16 protein-coding genes and 3 pseudogenes are annotated in these 19,325 nt (G+C 46.5%); 4 read left to right on the forward strand and 15 right to left on the reverse strand.

Going from position 1 to position 19,325, the window contains the following annotated elements; translation table 11 throughout:
* From LGZ99_RS14550 to LGZ99_RS24860, 14 genes and pseudogenes are all read right to left on the reverse strand, one after another.
* Positions 1-392 (reverse strand): annotated as a pseudogene (locus LGZ99_RS14550) (hypothetical protein); the annotation flags it as partial.
* Positions 383-1,540, reverse strand: coding sequence for a KPHS_23130 family T6SS system protein (locus LGZ99_RS14555; RefSeq protein WP_262979250.1), 1,158 nt, complete (start codon positions 1,538-1,540; stop codon positions 383-385). The gene LGZ99_RS14555 and the pseudogene LGZ99_RS14550, both read right to left, overlap by 10 nt.
* A gap of 287 nt (positions 1,541-1,827) precedes the next feature.
* Complete coding sequence (locus LGZ99_RS14560; RefSeq protein WP_023046422.1) at positions 1,828-2,274, reverse strand: cytochrome c oxidase assembly factor Coa1 family protein; 447 nt, start codon at positions 2,272-2,274, stop codon at positions 1,828-1,830.
* A gap of 135 nt (positions 2,275-2,409) precedes the next feature.
* Positions 2,410-3,894, reverse strand: a complete 1,485-nt coding sequence (locus LGZ99_RS14565; protein ID WP_262979251.1) for a formylglycine-generating enzyme family protein — start codon at positions 3,892-3,894, stop codon at positions 2,410-2,412.
* Positions 3,891-4,814, reverse strand: a complete 924-nt coding sequence (locus LGZ99_RS14570) for a formylglycine-generating enzyme family protein (RefSeq protein ID WP_262979252.1) — start codon at positions 4,812-4,814, stop codon at positions 3,891-3,893. The genes LGZ99_RS14565 and LGZ99_RS14570 overlap by 4 nt, the downstream gene beginning before the upstream one ends.
* Positions 4,811-5,758: a formylglycine-generating enzyme family protein gene (locus tag LGZ99_RS14575; protein WP_390894022.1), complete on the reverse strand. Its 948-nt coding sequence runs from the start codon at positions 5,756-5,758 to the stop codon at positions 4,811-4,813. The genes LGZ99_RS14570 and LGZ99_RS14575 overlap by 4 nt, the downstream gene beginning before the upstream one ends.
* A 5-nt stretch (positions 5,759-5,763) precedes the next feature.
* A complete protein-coding gene (locus LGZ99_RS14580; protein ID WP_390894023.1) occupies positions 5,764-6,699 on the reverse strand; it encodes a formylglycine-generating enzyme family protein in 936 nt (311 codons plus the stop codon).
* A 5-nt stretch (positions 6,700-6,704) separates the two neighbouring features.
* Positions 6,705-8,903, reverse strand: a complete 2,199-nt coding sequence (locus LGZ99_RS14585) for a hypothetical protein (RefSeq protein ID WP_262979255.1) — start codon at positions 8,901-8,903, stop codon at positions 6,705-6,707.
* A 20-nt stretch (positions 8,904-8,923) separates the two neighbouring features.
* On the reverse strand, positions 8,924-11,404 hold the full coding sequence (locus LGZ99_RS14590; protein ID WP_262979256.1) for a type VI secretion system Vgr family protein: 2,481 nt from the start codon (positions 11,402-11,404) through the stop codon (positions 8,924-8,926).
* Complete coding sequence (locus LGZ99_RS14595; RefSeq protein WP_023046230.1) at positions 11,394-13,046, reverse strand: OmpA family protein; 1,653 nt, start codon at positions 13,044-13,046, stop codon at positions 11,394-11,396. Before LGZ99_RS14595 ends, LGZ99_RS14590 begins: the two co-directional genes overlap by 11 nt.
* Before the next feature lie 10 nt (positions 13,047-13,056).
* Positions 13,057-13,707: a type VI secretion system protein TssL, short form gene (gene tssL / locus LGZ99_RS14600; RefSeq protein ID WP_021322974.1), complete on the reverse strand. Its 651-nt coding sequence runs from the start codon at positions 13,705-13,707 to the stop codon at positions 13,057-13,059.
* A complete protein-coding gene (gene tssK / locus LGZ99_RS14605) occupies positions 13,704-15,062 on the reverse strand; it encodes a type VI secretion system baseplate subunit TssK (protein WP_023046231.1) in 1,359 nt (452 codons plus the stop codon). The genes tssL and tssK overlap by 4 nt, the downstream gene beginning before the upstream one ends.
* A gap of 20 nt (positions 15,063-15,082) precedes the next feature.
* On the reverse strand, positions 15,083-16,615 hold the full coding sequence (gene tssC, locus LGZ99_RS14610) for a type VI secretion system contractile sheath large subunit (protein ID WP_036840809.1): 1,533 nt from the start codon (positions 16,613-16,615) through the stop codon (positions 15,083-15,085).
* Positions 16,616-16,686: 71 nt separating this feature from the next.
* A pseudogene (locus tag LGZ99_RS24860) lies at positions 16,687-16,782 on the reverse strand (type VI secretion system contractile sheath small subunit); the annotation flags it as partial.
* Positions 16,783-16,884: 102 nt separating this feature from the next.
* Here LGZ99_RS24860 and LGZ99_RS14620 point away from each other — a divergent pair.
* From LGZ99_RS14620 to LGZ99_RS14635, 4 genes and pseudogenes are all read left to right on the forward strand, one after another.
* Positions 16,885-17,115: a hypothetical protein gene (locus tag LGZ99_RS14620; RefSeq protein WP_152552762.1), complete on the forward strand. Its 231-nt coding sequence runs from the start codon at positions 16,885-16,887 to the stop codon at positions 17,113-17,115.
* A 451-nt stretch (positions 17,116-17,566) separates the two neighbouring features.
* The gene (locus LGZ99_RS14625) at positions 17,567-18,352 is read left to right on the forward strand and encodes a class I SAM-dependent methyltransferase (RefSeq protein WP_036840813.1); all 786 of its coding nucleotides are present in this window, start codon (positions 17,567-17,569) and stop codon (positions 18,350-18,352) included.
* A complete protein-coding gene (locus tag LGZ99_RS14630) occupies positions 18,352-18,522 on the forward strand; it encodes a hypothetical protein (RefSeq protein WP_160171168.1) in 171 nt (56 codons plus the stop codon). Before LGZ99_RS14625 ends, LGZ99_RS14630 begins: the two co-directional genes overlap by 1 nt.
* 148 nt (positions 18,523-18,670) lie before the next feature.
* Positions 18,671-18,817, forward strand: a pseudogene (locus LGZ99_RS14635) (IS982 family transposase); the annotation flags it as partial.
* Between the two features lie 229 nt (positions 18,818-19,046).
* Here the strand turns inward: LGZ99_RS14635 and LGZ99_RS14640 are convergent.
* Positions 19,047-19,325, reverse strand: coding sequence for a type II toxin-antitoxin system PemK/MazF family toxin (locus tag LGZ99_RS14640; protein ID WP_262979257.1), 279 nt, complete (start codon positions 19,323-19,325; stop codon positions 19,047-19,049).

Here is a 19,325-nt window from a genome sequence, read left to right on the forward strand (position 1 = left end):
TCTACCTGTTCCGGTTCGCCCATCACCAGCAATATGCGCACTTTGCGACGCCAGAAACGGCCATAACACTGGTTGAGGTGAAAATTGATAACCTCGACATACTCATCTTCAGAGGAATGAATTTTTAAACGCTTTTCCTTGGCTGGATACAGCCCTTCTTGTTCGATTGTCCTTCTAATATATTCCTGTCGATAGATTCCGGCGATTATCGGTGCAAGATGAAGTACACCCAAGATCAAAACAGCCAATCCCCAGGCAAACGTTTTTTTATAATTTTCATCCAATCCGACTTTTTCACCATAAAACCAGATACAAAATGCCAGTACAGAAGCAATGACGATAAATAGCAATGCATTACCGGCTCTGGTCCATTTATTACCGATTATTTCCATTGCTCCTCCAATGTCTGAACGGTATTTATCACCCAGTTACATTCATTTTTTGACAAAACTAAATAACTTCCTGAATTATATTGAGATAGATCAATAGCCAATCCGGTCGTCAACCAATAAGCGCCGGGACCGGGTACACCTATAAACCTTTCGATATTCTCAATATGTTCTAGCTTTAATGCTGCATTCTGCTTTTGGATCACAGACATTATTTGTGAGAAATATGAATGCATACTGCCATTATCCCCTATCATGTCTGTTGCCATTTTGGCGGGTAATTGGGTACTGATAAAGATTTGAAGTTCTTGTTCAAAATCTTCTGAATCAATTTCCATAGGCCGGTATATTCTGGCTTTCTCAGCCAGGTTAAATTTTTTCGTCAAATCATCTGTTGCGATAAGAAATACAGCTAGACCTTCTGAAAACTGTTCATTGCTTTCAATTTGCATCAATATCAATAATTGCACTTCACTGGTGGTTTCTTTTAACCAATTATCAATATGCATTGCAGACAAATGAGGCGATATATTTAACTGAGATAATGGCTTACCCGAAGGAAAAACCGACTGCCAGCTTTCCTTTAGCACACTCTCTAATTTTTCATATTCCTGCTCAACATAATTAGTGATAACAGTTGCACAGATTAACTTATCCGGCAGTATATCCGAAATCGTTTTTTCCACACTATGCAATAATATCTTCATTGAGTCACGCCATTTATCTTCTGACCATGAAAAATAATCTATGACTTTTCGCTTGCCATATTGAACTTCAATTTTCGATTCTTCCTGTACTATGGTGGCAGCGGTAATATTCTCCGGCAAAAATACGCAACTGTATAACACTGACATATATCGGCCCGCCCAAGATTGCCATTCTTTCTCAACATGTTGGCCCTCTTTATGCCAAAGACGATACATCTCCAGCCGGTAACCAAAGAGATATAACCGCAGCCCAAATGCGGTAAGCCATATCAAGCCGATAACGCCAAAGATCATCCACCACAGAGACTGCCTGATAAATTCAGACCATAGCAGATAGCCGGCAATACAGATGCCAACAATAGCAATCAATGAAACCAGCCAACGCCATAATACGGGAGGGACAGGCTCTTGCTGCATGGTTATAACAGGTTTATTCCAACCCATATTTACCCCATCGAAACATGTAGTACACTTGAGATAACCCGACAAACACATAAAGGAGGAGAAAGATATTTAATTACACTGAATAAAATATCATTCACCCTAAGTTTCTCGATTTTCTCGTGCAGAAATGAGTCTCATTATCCCAAGATAATATTAATCACACTCAGGCGAATGAAGACATTAATAAAACCACAAAAGAAAATAATCTTTATTTCATGGAGTTATCCATTACCAACACATCATTAATTTCGCATTTTAAAGTTATCCACGACATTGCAGAACCTGTATTATTGATTCAAACTGGGATTCAGCAGGTTTATTAATTTACTGCCGTCATCGGGCTGAACAGAAATCTCCTTATATCGCCAATGACCTGAATGTTTCTCAGCATCAACATACACTGTAGCGCCGGAGCGATTTCCTTTAATGGGTATTTCCAATGCCGCTTCGCTATTACTGATACTACCAGAAACAAACCAACCCACCTCAATAGGCTGCCCTAATATATTCTTTACCACAGAACTGGATTGCGCCAATGATAACGCTTTTTCATAAGGCTCCGAGGATTTCATTGAATGAATGATTATAGCGAATACACCGGCGATGATAATAGGCATTATACAAAGAATAACCCATTTCCATTTTCCTGCCAACCAACGGTGTTTTCCAACAAGAGAAGGCGTACCCGTCATGGATTCATTATCAGTCAGAGACCACTCTTTTTTTATCTTCATATCTTTAATACCTTATCTATTATGGCAGAATGCCATGTTAAAAACATTTTTTGATGATAAATGCTAACTTATTACTAAGATTCGAATATAAGTACAAATATCGTTGTTCAGATAAATGATTGCTATTTTCTATAACTACGCAGACCGTTTAGCACCTAAATTTACCGTCTGCCAACCATGTTGTTCAACTACAACTTGTGGACAGCTACTTAATAACGCCGCATTCACCGGTTTCAATGGTTCATTGGCATTTGCCTGAACAGCAGGTAGTGAACGATAAATTTTCCGTAAATTCTCAGCATAATGGCTCGATTGGATCGTAACCTTAGCGGCAAAAGGAATAAAATTATCACTGCGCCCATAATTTACCGGCGTTTCACCTTTGCTTAAAAAGGTAATAACTTTCGCTTCATTGATCTGCCAATTCTTTTCCCCATCAGCCGTCGGAATTATTTCCACATGTTGCATCACATTTTCATAATCACGCTTTGACTGTATCCATTTTAACGCCGCCAACACTGCTCGCTTACGCTCATTGAGTACAGAACCTTCCCCACACTTCTGCTCGTCATGATTCACCGGGTTTACCACTTCCCGCCAGAGGTTAGAATCAATCAGAACGGCAATTACCTCCCCTTTAGTTTCTAATGGCATAGACTTCAACATATCGCCCTGGCTGGCATTGATTTTTTCCATCAGTTCCACCCGCGCTTCTTTATTGTTGCGAATGCTTGTTAAGTCTGGCGTTAAATTTTTAACTTCCGGACGATTAATGACACAGCGAAAACCATAGCCAGGAAAGTAATGATCGCCATTTTTAAAAGCCTCAGAAGATGTATTGCTCCTTGCCACTGTTGTGCTAAGAGATTCATCTTTGCCAGCTATGCCCCTCATTACCTTTTTATCACCATGCTCAGGCCCTTGGGGATTACGCTCTGGTGAATTCTGATAATAGTCAGCAGCATACCAGTCATTAACCCAATCCTGACCATTCCCCATCATGTCATACAACCCCAGAGGATTCGGCGGATAAGAACCTACCGGGCTAAAACCATCTGTAAAATTCTTGCCCAATTCAAGACGGTTATTATTGTTAGCAAAGATAAATAACTGACCACGACTACGGGCTGCATACTCCCATTGCGCTTCTGTCGGTAAATCCACCGGCTCACCACTGACTTTACCCAACCACTGGCAATAATCCTTAGCCTCTTGCCATTCCACCGAAGCAGGATAGTTATCTCCCGTAATCCGGGCAAAATACTCGCCAGAGTTGCCTTTCAAACTGTCATACGCTTCTGATTTCGGCTTCCCCAAAATTGCCCGATAGCGGTTAAGCTGGCCCCATGTCACTTTGTATTTAGCGATGCTAAAACTGTCCAGCGTCACCTTATGCTCTGGTTTGTTATCCTGATCCGGGGTGAGGGGAATGTGTTTACCCATCTGCGGGCCAAAATCGCCCATCATAAAGCTACCCCCTTCCACAGGCACCATTTCCGCCAATGCTTCTTTCACCAGTGTCTGCGGTTCTGGCTGAATTTTCTTTTCACCTTTACAACCCACCAGTGTCAGCAATGCCAGCCCAGCTATTATGGGATAACACATCGTTCGTTTTATCATTTCAATATTTCCTCGTTGTTGTGGGAATTTTTTGAATCTAAATTAGCGTTTTTGGTTTCAGGTGTATTGACCACACAACGAAAGCCATAGCCCGGTGGGTTAGTTTTAGGATTCTCAAAGTAATCCAAAGCTCTCTTATCACGATTAATAACATGATTACCTAATATATCAGCTCCCATCTGGCCCCTGATTACTTTTGCTTTTCCCTTTTCAGGACCCTGTGGGTTATGCTCCGGCGAATGCTGATAGTAATCGGCATCATACCAGTCATTAACCCAATCATGCCCATTACCCATCATGTCGTACAACCCTAACGGATTAGGTAAATATGAGCCGACCGGACGAAAATCATCTGTAAAATTTTTCCCTGGCTCATACACATTGTTATTGTTGGCAAAAATAACTAACTGACCTCGACTACGGGCCGCATACTCCCATTGCGCCTCTGTCGGCAAGTCTACTTTCTTACCACTCATTTTTTCCAACCATTGGCAGTAATCCTTAGCCTCTTGCCAGTACACCGAAGCAGGATACTTTTCTCCCAACAAAGCACGATAATACTCGTATTCTTTCCCATACTTTTTAAAGTGTTGATAGAAATCATTCTCTGGTAACCCAAGAATCCCTCGGTAACGATTAAATTGAGCCCAAGTCACCCGGTATTTCGAAATACTAAAACTATCCAGCGTCACTTTATGTTCTGGCTGATTATCTAGATCAAAACCATAAGGCAAGTGCTCACCTACCCGACGGCCAAAATTTCCCATCATAAAACTGCCACCTTCCACTGGTACCATTTCCACCAATGCTTCTTTCACCAAAGCCTGCGGTTCTGCCTGAACTTTATTTTTATCTTTACAGCCCGACAGTGTTAGTAATACCAAGCCCGCTACTAAGGGATAACAGAATATGCTTTTCACGATTTTGCTACTCCCTGTTTATTAAGCAGGTTCACTGTCGGCTTTTCTCCGTCATGTGAGTCTTTTAAATCTAAAGTTGGATTCTTGGTTTCAGAGTAGTTAACTACACAACGGAAGCCATAACCCGGAGGGTAACTCTTATGTTTTTCAAAGTAATTTAAATCTATGTTGTCACGGCTAATAACCAAATTATCTTGGTCACTATCACCAACAGATCCTCTTAATACTTTTTCCTTTCCCTTTTCAGGTCCTTGCGGATTATGTTCCGGTGAGTACTGATAATAATCTGCGGCATACCAATCATTCACCCAATCCTGTCCATTACCCATCATATCGTATAGCCCTAGTGGATTAGGTGGATAAGAGCCGACAGGACGCATATCCCCTGTAAAATTTTTATCTAATTCATACACATTATTATTGTTGGCAAAAATAAATAACTGACCGCGACTACGAGCCGCATATTCCCATTGTGCTTCTGTTGGCAAATCCACATCCTCACCACTCATTTTCCCCAACCACTGGCAAAAATCCTTAGCCTCTTGCCAGTACACCGAAGCTGGATACTTTTCACCCAGCAAAGCATGATAAGACTTATACTCTCTCCCAAACTTTTTAAAGTGTTGATAGAAATCATTCTCTGGTAACCCAAGAATCCTCCGGTAACGGTTAAACTGCTCCCAAGTCACTCGGTATTTCGAAATACTAAAACTGTCCAGCGTCACCTTATGTTCAGGCTTGTCATCCTGATCCCAGCTATAAGGCAGGTGTTCATATACCCGACGGCCAAAATCCCCCATCATAAAACTGCCTCCAGCCACTGGTACCATTTCCGCCAGCGTCTCCTTCACTAATGCCTGCTGCTCTGCCTGAATTTTCTTTTCATCCTTGCAGCCCACCAGCGTCAACAATGCCAGCCCAACTATCATGAGATAACTGGTTATTCGTTTCATGATTTCGCATCTCCCTGGGAAGAGGACTGTTCAGCCACAGGTATGCTCTGGCTGCTGCTGGCGTTTTTCAGATCTAAGGCAGCGTTTTTGGTTTTAGACGAATTGACTACGCAGCGGAAACCGAATCCCGGTAGATAAATTTCTTCACTAGGACGGTGGCTATAGCGATTAATTACCAAGTTATCCTGATTGTCATCCCCGACAGATCCTCTGAATACTTTTTTATCCCCCTTTTCAGGACCTTGAGGATTATGTTCCGGTGAATGCTGATAATAGTCTGCTGCGTACCAGTCATTGACCCAATCCCGTCTATTACCCATCATATCGTAGAGTCCCAGCGGATTAGGTGGATAAGAACCCACTGGACGAATCTCACCCGTAAAATTTTTATTCGGCTCATAGACATTGTTATTGTTGGCAAAAATAAATAGCTGACCACGACTACGTGCTGCATACTCCCATTGCGCCTCTGTCGGTAAATCCACTTTCTCACCGCTCATTTTTCCCAGCCATTGGCAATAAGCTTTAGCATCCAGCCAACCCACCGAAGCCGGATAATTATCTCCTGTACTCTGAACGAAATATGCAACATCTGTTGCGCCTTTCAGATAGTTATATGTTGCTGTTTTCGGCAACCCCAAAATAGCCAGATAACGGTTAAACTGCCCCCAGGTCACTCGATATTTGGTAATACTAAAACTGTCCAGCGTCACTTTATGTTCCGGTTTGTTATCCTGATCCACGCTGTAGGGCAGATGTTCATATACCCGCCGACCAAAATCGCCCATCATAAAGCTGCCTCCAGCCACTGGTACCATTTCCGCCAGCGCCTCCTTTACTAATGCCTGCTGCTCTGCCTGAATTTTCTTTTCATCCTTGCAGCCCACCATCGTCAACAGTGCCAGCCCGACTATCATGAGATAACTGGTTATTCGTTTCATGATTTAAATATCCTCACATAGCTGTGCTGTTCAACCACCACCTGCGTAATGCTTTTAAACAACTCTGCATTTACTGGTTTCAATGGTTCATTCAGACACTTCGCCAACTCTTCAGTAGTCGGTAATGAGTTATAAATGTCTTTCAGATTTTTTGCATAATGGCTTGGCTCAATAGTCACTTTAGCCGCAAAGGGAATAAAATTATCACTACGCCCATAGACTTGAGGCGATTCTCCCCGACCTAAAAAAGCAACCACTTCTTTTTCATTTGTCTTCCATTCACCACTCTCTTCGCCCGGTATTTTGCACAGGGACTTCATCACATTCTCGTAGTCACGCCTTGACTGCACCCATTTCAGTGTCATCAACACTGCCCGTTTACGAGCACTGAATATTGTCAAAGCCTCACCTTTTAGTTCACGGTGACTGGCCGGGCTAGCGACCTCATCCCAGAAGTTGGTCTCAATCAGTGCTGCAATTACGGCTCCCCGGGTTTCTGGCGGTGCGTATTTCAATACATCCCCCTGACTGTCATTAATTTTCTCCATCAGCGCCACCCGTTTTTCTTTATCCTTCCAAGATTGGCGCAGAGCGGAAACTAAACTGTCAATGCTCTCAGTCAGCACCAATCCCCCCAAATTCAGCAACGGCATCATACAAAACGCGTAATAGTGTTCCTTGACTATCAGTTCCGTCAGCTTCACGTAATCCGCATTGCGCAGCATATACGCCAGGCAGGGCATAAATTCCGTCATAATCTCTTCGCCATCGATATCAAAACTGACCGAGCCTTTACCGCCCACACCCCAGCATAGGCCACCTTTTGCGATTACCCGGATAAGACCGTTCTGATAACTGAATGACACGATGCCACTTAAACCCACACCGCCCTGCAATGTAGCGCCTGCACTGACTTTCGCCAGTGGCTGAAATTTCATTGGATCTTTTTCCGGGTTTTTCCACATCAGGCTGCCACTCAGATTGGCGCTGCCTTCTGCACCGACAAACACACCCAATTCAGCCCCAGCATCCGAATCTTCCAGCATCTTAGATACATCCACCTTACGACGCCCCGGTATCCCGTTGTTATCCAACGCCATCTTCGCCGGTACGCCTTTGGCGATATCACCTTTCAGGTTCACACCTGCCTCAATGCCCAAACTGGCACCCACACTGCCGGATAACGTTAGCGTCAGGTCAAACCGCCATATGCCCAGCACCCCCTCACTGCCATCCTTGCGGGGATAGCACAATCTCACTCCTGTTCTGTCCGGCAAATGCAGCGTCCCTCTGCTCCTTGATTCCGCCAGAGCAAAATTGGCATAAAAATTGGCTTTTCCTGAACCCTCCAACAGCCCCTTTATGCCATTTTTTGTGATTTCCAACGGATTCAGTGAGGCTTTAACCCCGGCGCCGTAAGACCAGCGCATGAGTTGTGATTCCGAACTGAACGAAATGTGCTCCCCCTCATATGGCGACATTTTCAGGCTGTCATTCAGGTCCTGCGCCCATTTCCCCCAGACTCCACTGTGATCATTAATCAGCTTTTTATCTATCACGGTTAATGAAGGTTTGAGTTTTTTAATTTGCGACTCCAGTTTCTTCCCATCTATCTCCATTCGGGTACGGCTGTTGCCCTCTTTATCTGTATACGGCACTTCCCGTAAAAAGCTTTTACCGCCGCTTTTCTTATCCTGATCATTCAGCTTATAGCGCCGCCAGTGGCTTTTGATTTTGTCCGACCGGACATAGGTGTACTTGTAGCCCTGATACCCCTTATCCATCGCGATCAGTTCAGTGATACCAATCGCGCTTTTTTTGGCGTTTTCATCCAGTAACATGGTTTTAGGCAAGTTCTCCAGTGGGCTTAATGTCGTCAATTGATTATGCAGTCGATCACAAGCACCATTGAGTTCGTCATACGCCGCTTTAAGCTGCGTTTCATACCCATAAGCAGGCACCATTGTTTGTCTGGTACACTGTTCAGTCAGCGTATCCAACTTCAATTCAGCCTCAATGCGCTGTTCCACGCAGTGACTGAGAAAGTTATACTCTGCCTCCAAAGCATGGATATCTTCCTTATCCACAAAAATCAGCGTTTCACTGTCAGGGTGAAAATAAAGTGCAGGCTCTGCCTGTACGTGCACATCGGTATTTTGCGGCTTTACAGCGGTTTTCCCGGTAGATACGGCCATAAGATCTTCCTCTTAGAAACTTAAAAATGTTCGATATTCAGCTTGTCCGGCATTACCGTATGGATCTCAACAGTTTTACCGTTTTCATCACTCCTCCCTTCAAATACCTGTCCATCGGAAGTGGTAATGCGATAACGCTTATGAGGTAGAATTTGCCCGCTATCTTGATCCTTCAAAGTGAAAAACCCACTAAAACCCGGTGATAAAGCCGGCGGCGGCGCATTAAAATTCGTGGCACCCATCACTTGTACGTTGGACGTTTTCAGCAGTATGTTGCCGGGACAACCCAATTCGATATTGCCGTCTTTAATCCGAATATAACCCCCGCCACTGGTCAGCAAGATTTCCTGACTGGCGCTAACCGTGACTTTTCCCTCCACACTGGTAATATCAACATCCTTTTTCGCCAGTGTGGATAACCCATCGTCCTGCGCCTGTATCTCCAGTTTTCCCTGATGGGCAAATAATTTCATGCCGGACTTTTGCGCAAACAGATTCACCGACTCACCGCCAACAGCCGTAATGTCTTTTAATGCACTGATATCCGCATTTTTTCCCGCGATCACTCCGACACTGCTGTGACCCGATGCCACCCTGACCGTCTTAGGGCTGATAATCCCTATTCCTTGTGGCGCATGCATCAGTATTCCCGGCTTTTTCAACCCTGCCAGCGTCTGGTTAAGTGCAGCCTGTCCCGCAGAATCTCCCGGTTTACCCTGGCCGATCTCTGCCGCCTGCGATAATGATTTAGCGATAGACAATGCGGTTTCTAACTGTTCGATCACTGCCGACATCTCCAGTTGCTGTCCTGAAGCTTTGGTCTGCTCATCCGCACTGATAAATAGCCCTTTCCCGGCACGAATAGCTCCCCAGTCGTCGGTTCGCAGTTCGAAGCCTTCACCGCGTTTATTCGGATGCGGTCTCTGCCTATCCACCAGATGACCCAGATTAAGCTGGCTTTTACCCCCGTACTCGGTACTCAGTTTGATGTGTTCTTTGCCGCGCTCATCGTCCATGCGCAATTTGTTGTTAGCCGGTGTACGCAGCACGTTGCGTTTGTAGTTGTAGCGGGTCACATGATCTTCATGCCGCGAGTCATGCAACGCATGGGCGATATAGGGCCGGTCCGGGTTGCCCTGTTCAAACGCCACCGCCACCTCCGTCCCCTGAACCAAAGGCCAGTGGAAACCGTAGGCGCTGCCCGCATACGGGCGGGCTAACCGTACCCACAGGCTTTCTCCTCCCAGCGGCCATTCATCCAAATCAAAATCAAATTTGATGCGGTAACGCCCCATTTTATCGATATGGCCGTAGGTGTCGTTCGGCCAGTCACTGGTCACCCGCGCCGGCACGGTTCCCGCAATGACGGGCCGGGCTATCAGGGCTGGCCGGTAGCTCATCATTTCGCTGTAAGGAATACCACTGAAACTGATCAGATAGTTGCTGTCCCGCCGCGCGCTGCTTTGGGTTGACACGATCAGCAGCCCTTTCTTCAGCACCGCCGGGCTTTCTCCTGTCACTTCCAGTACCTGGCCCGGCGCTAAAAGCGGCGACGAGCTTTTGCCACAAATGATGTGCTGACGGCACAAATCGCGCTCATGATGCAATCGGGCATAAAATGCCGCGGTTTCCACCTGTGGCCGGATCTTTTCACCCCGGGTCAGAAAGTGGTCACCATAGCGATAAACCTCGCCTTCCGTCGTCGTATCCCGTTCCCGTGTGACCTGAAATTGCAGGTCACTCCCCACTTCCCGGTAGTTGTAGTCACGCACCTTCACCCCTTGAGTGACCACCTGATGTTCAACGTGCAGGCCCCACACCGAGTCATTCGCGTTGTGATTCATCCCCGCCGGGTTATGCAACGGCAACAGCACGTCGTACTGATAATTGCGCTGATTGTCACCAAACCGGACCACGGTAATGCCCAGACGGCTGTCCACGTCGAAGCGGTACCAGATCCCCACCTCCGCCAAGATACGATGCACAAAATCCAGATCACTCTCTTGCCACTGCACGACCAGTTCCCGCTTTGGGTAATCCTGAGCCAGTGTGAACAGAAAATCCTGCCCCCGGAAAGCGTGTCGTTCACGCAAGATCTTTTCCACAATGTCCGGGACCGACTGGTTCTGGTAAATCGCACAACGGCGGGTATGACGCAGCAGCGCCAGATACGGCTCCAGACACACCTGATAGTGCGTTTCATCCCGCGAAGTGGAGATCCGGTTAAAACGGGTAATCACCCCGTGTACCTTGCGCACCTGACCGGGATTATCCGGCGCCTGCAAGGTAAATGTCGCGGATTGCTTCAACATCACCACCGGGTCGATATCCCGGGTGGTACTGGTGAAATCAATGGTGTAGCGATACGGCGCGCATAAGTGCTCTTCCCCAGTGAAGCTGAAAACATCCAGCACCGCGTCACAACGCCGAACTTCAAGCTGGTAACGGGAATGGCCTTGCAGCCACAGTTTGCCCGTTTGCCGTAATTGTTTATTCATCATTCGCTTTCCCCGGAATCAGGCTGATTTCAACCCTGCGGTTGGCCGCTCGCCCCGCAATCGTTGAATTGGTGGCGATCGGCTGTGCGGCTCCCTCACCTCGTACGGTGAAACAAGCAGGTGACCTATCGCTGGCTTGTAATATCCAATCGCGTACCGCTTCTGCCCGCGCCAGTGACAGCGCCTGGTTTTTTGCAGTATCACCCGTGGAATCGGTATAGCCTGTTATCACTATCATCCAACCGGGTTTAGCGTTGATATCACTCAACACATTCACCAAGGCTTTGACAGACCCCGCTTTAAGGCGTGACTGCCCAGGATCAAACAGTGATAAGCTGTTAAGCGTCAACGTCTGCGCCTTATCGTTCTTCGGCAAAGCAGGCGGTGGCGCCAGCAATACCGCCTGGTTGATCACCTTCATCAGAGGCATATAGAGGCGATCGCCTAAATAAAGCCCTAATCCCAAACGCACCGGCACACCATCACGCTGGTATTTTTCCAGCAATGCGGCATCAAGCCTGAGCTGATGGTAAGCCTGTGCCCGGGTACGATGATCTGTCATGCTGATGGCGTGATAGTGTTGTAAATCACTGCGTATATGACGCAACAGACGCTGGTTATTCCAGGCGCTGGCCGTTAAGGACAGGCAAGTAAACCCGGTCAGCAAGCCGATAGCCCAAACCCCCGCACGCCGTCGTGGTGTATCGCCGTTATGACGAGGCAACAAGCGCAGCATGGCATCAGGAAATGGCGGTGTGATCACCGTCCCCGATAGGCTGTGACTGATGCTGGGTAAGGTGGTGCGGGAAACCAGCCATTGAGTCCACAGGTTGTTTGCCAGCGGAGTTTGTGGCAAAAACATCAACGCCATGGCAATGGGATAACAGGGCTGGCTGACAGACTCCTGCGATTGGCACTCACTCAGGACGTTTTCCACCATCCAACGTTGCCATGCCGCCACTGCAATCACCTGTTGCAAACGCGCCGTACGTTGTGACATCTCTCCTTCGGTCAACCAAATATTCATGCCAACAGCAGAGTGTTCCTGACTCCATACCGTCATCATCGGACTATCTGCCTGCAATTCGAACCACGGGCTGATATCGCCATCAAGATAGCCGGCAATCAGCATCGGTGTACGACATGCGGTCAATTGAGCCACCCTGGCAACCTGATAGCGAAACTCCCGAATTTGTGCCACCATCACCGGCTGATCGCGTTGCTGCTCAGGAAAGAGTGTCAGTAACACGCTGATTTGAGCGCCCCAGTCCGGTCTGACGGCAATGATGGCCTCTGCTAATGTGGCTATCTCATTTCGCCGGGATGCACAGATAAAACAACCTTGTGGGGTGATGCGAACCGGTTCCCCGGCAAACAGGGTTGCCACATTTTCCCCACAAGTCAGTACCACCGGCTGACGCCAGGCAGCTGGTGGCAGTTCTGCCAGCAAATGGCGGAGAGTTTCCTGGCCGGGCACCTCACGCATAACACGCCCTACTTGCCACCAGGCAATCATCGCGACGATGAGGATCACCCCCAACCCCAGTGCAACAGACACGTTCCCTAACGGGAAGAAAAACCGGCACAGCACCGCCGCCAGAACGCAAGCCAAAAGCCACAGTGCTCGTTTGAATACGCAACTCAACGTTCTCTCCTTAGCCTTGTCCAACAGACAGACATTGCTGAAGATAGAGATGCAGACCCAACCACATCAACGCCACGACAGCAACAGCCAGGCCGCCCCAAAACCACGGGGAACGTGAACGCCAGCACCGGCCTTGATGGCGACGCTCATTTACCCGGATGGCCTGATGGGGTTGCACCACCATAACGCCGGCACGCTGAGTCAATTCATCCAATAATGACTGGCGTTCCTGGGCAATATGCGCAAGGTCTTCCCCTTGAAATCCGAGCGCCAATATGCGTTGGAAACAGGCCAGCACCAACTGAGAGGGTTGCGGTTGATTCAACACATGGCGTATACGTTCAAACAACCACTCCCCTGCATAATGGGTATTAAAAAACCGCGCCTGCAACGGTGTTTTCAACCAAATTTCATAACCGTTATCCTGAACCGGACGTCTCAATACGGTTTCATCCAGCAACGCACACAAGGCGTACATCATCTGATTGATGTTGTCTTCACTCACATCCCCTTCATTTAATCGCTGCCGGGCGGTCTCTATCAATTCAATCCCTTTTTGATATAACGCCTCACCGTGCGTCGATTCATCACCGTTTTTCAACGCAATCACCCAGACTTCAATGTCAAGCATCAAATCATCAATTGAGATCACTTTATTCATGAGCGCAGCACCGCAAACAGTTCTAACTGAATACCCGATAATGTCCCGGGCACATAGAAAGCACAGCTTCCCGCTTCCAGCATGGCTTTAGCCAACGGGTTATTCAGATCGAAAGCAAAATATTGGTTTTCCAGCCGCAGTGGGATCGCCGCCGGCACATGACTAAGCGGATGTAAAGGGATCCCCCTCAGTGCTTGGTTAATCAGACGGTTAATATCATCAGGGGCACCCACTTTGCACAATTGCGGAAACTGGGTTTGCAGTAAGTGCGCCGGCATTGACGATCGTACTGAGAGGTAGAAATCGGCTTCTTCTCGCAGGCGTCTATCGTGAAGTGAGGCTTTCCACTGATTTTCGCGCACCACTTCCAGTTCAATAGCCACCACCCTAGATGGCAGGCTGGCTTCCAATAAGGTGCTGATAAGCCGCATCAACGGCGGGAAAACATCACTTAATTGATCGTGTTTATAAGGCGGGATCACATCAAGATCATGATCCAGAGAGAACGTGAGCAACGCGCCGGCCAACTTGGCCAGTTCACGGTGGATGATTTCTGGGTGCAGCGCTGGGGCAGCATTAAACCCATTCAACACCGGTTCATAGCTGTTGAGCGCATTGAGCAACCAGAACAATGACACATCAGCAACAGCAAAATCCGCCATTCGTTCATTACTCTCGCGGCGCATCCCCATCAGACGACTGCGTTTAGTACGTAGCTGCATGAGCAGCAGATCGAGCTGTTCCAGGAGTGGCGGATGAGCAGCAAAAGAAATCAGCGGAGGAATAAAACGATTATCGAGTTTCCAACCCGCTTTCTCATCACGCACCAGACGGGCCAGCGGACACGTTTGGTAAGCCTCATTTTCGTCATGGGCAAAGCGCAAGGACAGTGCGTGGCGCTCAACCGCAATGGACTCACACGTACTGCCGTACCGGTCCTGCACCTCAACCCATTCCTGCTGATAACGTAGCGGTGTCTGGCCCGGTACCATCGCCTCACCGCTCTGACGACAGTTTCCCCCATTGGCGTGCTCCAGGGGCAACGCGAGTAATACCTCGACGGTACTCAACTCATCGGGAATGATTTGCTGCAAATCACAAGCCGCAGGCAAATTATCCGCGTGATCGGTATCAATCAGTGTGCCATCCTGTAAACGGACTCGGAGATGTTGAACTTTCAGGCGACCTAAGCGCAGTGCATCCTGATCAAACTGAATGTTGTCTATCCCCCAAGGGTGGATCACCCCCAAACGAGCAACACAATTGTTAGTCAACACCTCCCAGCGTACCTGTTGCTGAAATTGTTGCGGCGACAAAAAGGTATCCTCAATCCAAAGAGGACGTAAAATTCTCATCATAATCTCCTGGTGAACGGTTATTCTTTCGCTTTCGGCATCTGAGAAACCAAAGACAAATTGACATTGAGCCCTTCTACCTGGAAGTGCGGTACGGCATACAATTTGACCCGGAATAACCCCGGATTGTCGTCAATATCCTCAACAATGACGCGCGCTTCGCGCAACGGATGAGACGCCTGCAAATCGTCGGCAGGATCAGTCATCTCCGTCACTAACGTATCGATCCAATTATTCAGTTCAATTTCGAGCAGACGCCGATCCTTAGTGGTGCCGATATTCTCCCGCTGGATCAACTTCAGATAATGGGCAATACGTGACAATAGGAAAATATACGGTAGACGCGCATTGATACGGCTGTTAGCCGTCGCTTGGCTGGTATCGTACAACGCGGGTTTCTGTGTGGAATTGGCCGAAAAGAAGCAGGCGTAATCCCGGTTTTTATAGTAAGAAAGTGGAATAAAACCCAAATTGGCAAATTCAATCTCACGGGTTTCCAAGATCATCACTTCTGATGGGATTTTAGCCTGATGGCGGGTCCCCAGATCGTAGAGATGGATCGGTAAATCGGTAACAGCGCCACCTGCCAGAGGCCCACGGATCTGCACACACCAGCCATTTTTCACAAAGCTTTTGACCATGTTAGCCGCAAAAGCAAAAACCGCGCTGGTCCACAAATATTTATCGTGATTCGGCCCTTTTACCTGTTCGGTATAGTTAAACGTCCGCATCGGCACAGTATCTGGGTCGTATGGCAGACGCCCCAGAACACGCGGCAAAGTCAGGCCGATATAACGGGCATCGTCGCTGTCGCGGAATGCTTGCCACTTGATGTATTCGGCGCGGTCAAAATAGTCACCGATGTTTTTAATCGCGACCACTTCATCCATATTTTTTTTGCCAAAAAAGGCCGGACCCGCAGCAGCAATGAAAGGCATATGCGCCGCGGCTGATACTTTAGCGATATTGCGCAAGAGGACAATATCCTGTGGACTGGCGTCAAACTCATAATTGGCAATCACCGATCCGATAGGTTCGCCGCCCGGCATGTCGAATTCCTGAATGTAAGTGTGGCAATAGAAACCACTCTGGATAATTTCCGGCGTATCATCAAAATCCCGCCGCAGATCATCCTTGGTCACATCCAGCACATCAATTTTAACGTTCTGACGAACATCAGTCCGATCAACCAAAAATTTCAAGCCTCGCCAGGCGGATTCGATTCTCTGGAACGCTGGATGATGTATGACCACATCCAACTGGCGGCCAATTTGGTTATCCAGTTCACCGATATAATGATCCAACAAGGCCTTGTCCAACTGCTTAATTTTACGCGCTGAAACTTTCAACAGATTGAGAAAAACGCTGACCGCCGCAGTCACCCGTTCATCCTCCGTCACCTCAGCCAGCACATCGTTATTCTGAAAGCGGTCGATATCACCCAATCGTTCGATCGGCTGTAAATGGATTTTCTCAAACAACGATTGATAGACACGGCCTTCGGCGTAAATGGTGGTTGCCACCGCAGAAGCCGTTTGCTCTTGTACAGTCATTACATTTCCTTACTTAACTTAAATCAGATCATGCCTTTTCCAATGCCAAAAAACCGTTCAGCCCGCAGTTAAGGAATTTGGCGGGCCACTTGCTCAGGCTCGAAATCGTTTATTCTCTGAAAGGTGAATACGATATTTTCTTCGCTGCCGTTTCCGGCCAGCGTATTAGTACGCAAATCCAATTTAATATTCACACGCGATTTGTGGATCGCGTTTTGGAAACTCTGTATCACAAGCGACGCCTCAACAATGAAAAAGAACTCAATAGCATGAGTCATGCCATAATAAATTTCAGGAATGCAAAACCGGATTCAGGTATTTCAGGACAGGCAATTAACCAAGCAGAAAATAAGAGAACACCGACAATACCCACCACAATAAATAACATCATTTACCAAGCAGGCCATTTCCTAACCAATGGCGATTTTCTAAACTCTCTTTTAAAAAATCAAGACATTTTTTTAAAAAAGCACTTTTTGTTTAAGGCTTGTCAGAGATAAAACCCACAAAATGGTGTAAGAAAAAAACAATATATCAACAAAACATAAACGGATTGACACTCACTATCATAAAGAAGTTGTATTTATTTTCATTAAATGATAGCCAATCATCTATTACTCTATAATAGATAGAGTAACTCAGCTATATATTACACTGCCGTACTTTTATTATTTATATTATTTTTCAATCAGGTAAATAATAAAAATCCACGTTAAAGCATCGGTGAAAAAGAGAATGATTATCAATCAAAATGTGAGAATGAGAATAGATTCTGTCAGGAGAAGTTATAATCTTTGTAATATATGACCAAGCATGATAATTATTTTATCGCTTATCTGTGATAATAATGAGTTTAAAACCTGAATACTTATTAGAGAGTTTTTTAGATGTTTCTGCCGTGGACATTATTGAAAATATTTTACGGGCAATAGAGAAGGAGCAGAGGATAATATGACACAGCATAAAGAAAAATTTGATGGTTTGGCTAAAGATTATGATCGCTACCGCCCTCATTACCCGCAGGCACTTTTCCGTGAAATTTGCCACTGGCTGCCTAAAGATAGAGCGCTGTCTGTTGTCGATATTGGTGCTGGAACCGGCATTGCTCTCGAAGGGCTGGCAAATCTGCTTGGTCAGCAACACCACTACACGGCCATTGATATTTCGCAGGATATGATCGACACCGGTAAACAGAAACTACCATGGGTCAGTTGGTTACATGGCCGTGCTGAACAGCATCTCGCCAATGTGGGTCATCCTGACCTAATCATGGCAGCACAATCTTTTCAATGGATGGAGCGGGCAACAGTATTAAATCTGGTCAGAAACAGCCTGGCAGATAATGGCGTCATGGCGATCCTGCAAAATAACCGAGATTACCGGCATAGTGAATTTCTGAATGAGTATGAAAATCTGCTGGAAGAATTAAGCCCTAACTATAGCCGTCACTATCGGGATTTTGATTATGAGCAGGAATTGAATACTGCATTCCTGCATGAAAATGCCCTCCGTATTACACTCAATACCCGCTGGAGTATGCCTATACCCGGCGAAGCATTTATCGGGATGAGTCGTTCATCGACTCAAGTGCAACGTGCTTTAGCTGTCCACGGTGAGTTATTTATCGAAAGATTAAAAATGCTGGTGGATAAATATCAATTTGAGGAGAAATTGGCAATTTTATATGAAAGCCAACTGTTTATGGTTGTTAAGCAGGTTAATTCTGGAAACGAATAATGCCAGAAATCGCGATCAGCTTCTCTATACCAACTGAGGAAAATATCCAGAGAATATTGGCACTCTTGCAAGATGTTTATCTGCCATTTGTGGCTGATTTTATGCCGACAACACTGAATGCAACGCCTGTCAGTACTATGGGAGAAGTTAATTTATTGGAGAATTACTAAATAACCTGAATTCTGGATAAGAAATTGACGAGAAGCCTGTTCCGGGAGCAAAGTTTTGGTGAACGCCGAAAACAGCTCCGAGGAGGAACAGGCTATGAATAACTTAGTTGAAATTTTCTGCGATGTCGACGATTTTTGCCGTTTTTTCATCCCTCAAATAGAACACTCGCGCCACCGAAGTATAAAAGGATTTCTGTTGACTGTTTTAGGGGGTGTGATTGTTTACAGCCTTAAATTGAAAAAGCCATCACTTAAAAATTTCTACTCAGAAGACGATTTTCCAGTGATGGCTTAAGCGGAATTCGGGTTAATTTAAGCAGTTATCCATCTGGTTTTGCGAAGACTAATTATTGATGACATGAACGACCTGATGAAAAAACTCAGCATAACATTGAAGCGCGGGCACCCTTGCTCAAAATTTGACGATCAATTTAATTGAGGATCTAAAATATCTATCACTTTAGCTAAGACTTCATCAACGATATTAGGTTCAGCTTGTGCCGAATAGGTAGCTTTGCGTTTATTCAAATCAAGTGAACGAATCTGGTAGCAAAGCACCACACCGGTAATTTTTCCGGTATCGGTACTTGAACGCCATCTGGATATACGGCGATAGCTTCAGAACGTGCCAGCCCTCCTCCACTGGTAATTGGAACACAAAGTGCAGTGCCTAACTTTTGGTTCAGTGCAAATTCAGAGATAACCAGCAGATAATAATGTGCCCCTTTAAACTCTCTGCCGCTAACGGGATCGCCGTCAGCATGCCAGATTTCCCCCTTGCTTGGGACGTTCCTTCTACGCAT

It is taken from the genome of Photorhabdus temperata (assembly GCF_025384845.1).
GTDB lineage: Bacteria > Pseudomonadota > Gammaproteobacteria > Enterobacterales > Enterobacteriaceae > Photorhabdus > Photorhabdus temperata.

Bases quoted from the DNA above. Each gene is read 5' to 3' on its own strand.
- LGZ99_RS14585 (WP_262979255.1), bottom strand. From the start codon at position 8,903: ATGGCCGTATCTACCGGGAAAACCGCTGTAAAGCCGCAAAATACCGAT.
- LGZ99_RS14565 (WP_262979251.1), bottom strand. From the start codon at position 3,894: ATGATAAAACGAACGATGTGTTATCCCATAATAGCTGGGCTGGCATTG.
- LGZ99_RS14625 (WP_036840813.1), top strand. From the start codon at position 17,567: ATGACACAGCATAAAGAAAAATTTGATGGTTTGGCTAAAGATTATGAT.
- LGZ99_RS14640 (WP_262979257.1), bottom strand. From the start codon at position 19,325: ATGCGTAGAAGGAACGTCCCAAGCAAGGGGGAAATCTGGCATGCTGAC.
- LGZ99_RS14620 (WP_152552762.1), top strand. From the start codon at position 16,885: ATGAGTCATGCCATAATAAATTTCAGGAATGCAAAACCGGATTCAGGT.
- LGZ99_RS14590 (WP_262979256.1), bottom strand. From the start codon at position 11,404: ATGATGAATAAACAATTACGGCAAACGGGCAAACTGTGGCTGCAAGGC.
- tssL (WP_021322974.1), bottom strand. From the start codon at position 13,707: ATGAATAAAGTGATCTCAATTGATGATTTGATGCTTGACATTGAAGTC.
- tssK (WP_023046231.1), bottom strand. From the start codon at position 15,062: ATGAGAATTTTACGTCCTCTTTGGATTGAGGATACCTTTTTGTCGCCG.
- LGZ99_RS14630 (WP_160171168.1), top strand. From the start codon at position 18,352: ATGCCAGAAATCGCGATCAGCTTCTCTATACCAACTGAGGAAAATATC.
- LGZ99_RS14560 (WP_023046422.1), bottom strand. From the start codon at position 2,274: ATGAAGATAAAAAAAGAGTGGTCTCTGACTGATAATGAATCCATGACG.
- tssC (WP_036840809.1), bottom strand. From the start codon at position 16,615: ATGACTGTACAAGAGCAAACGGCTTCTGCGGTGGCAACCACCATTTAC.
- LGZ99_RS14555 (WP_262979250.1), bottom strand. From the start codon at position 1,540: ATGGGTTGGAATAAACCTGTTATAACCATGCAGCAAGAGCCTGTCCCT.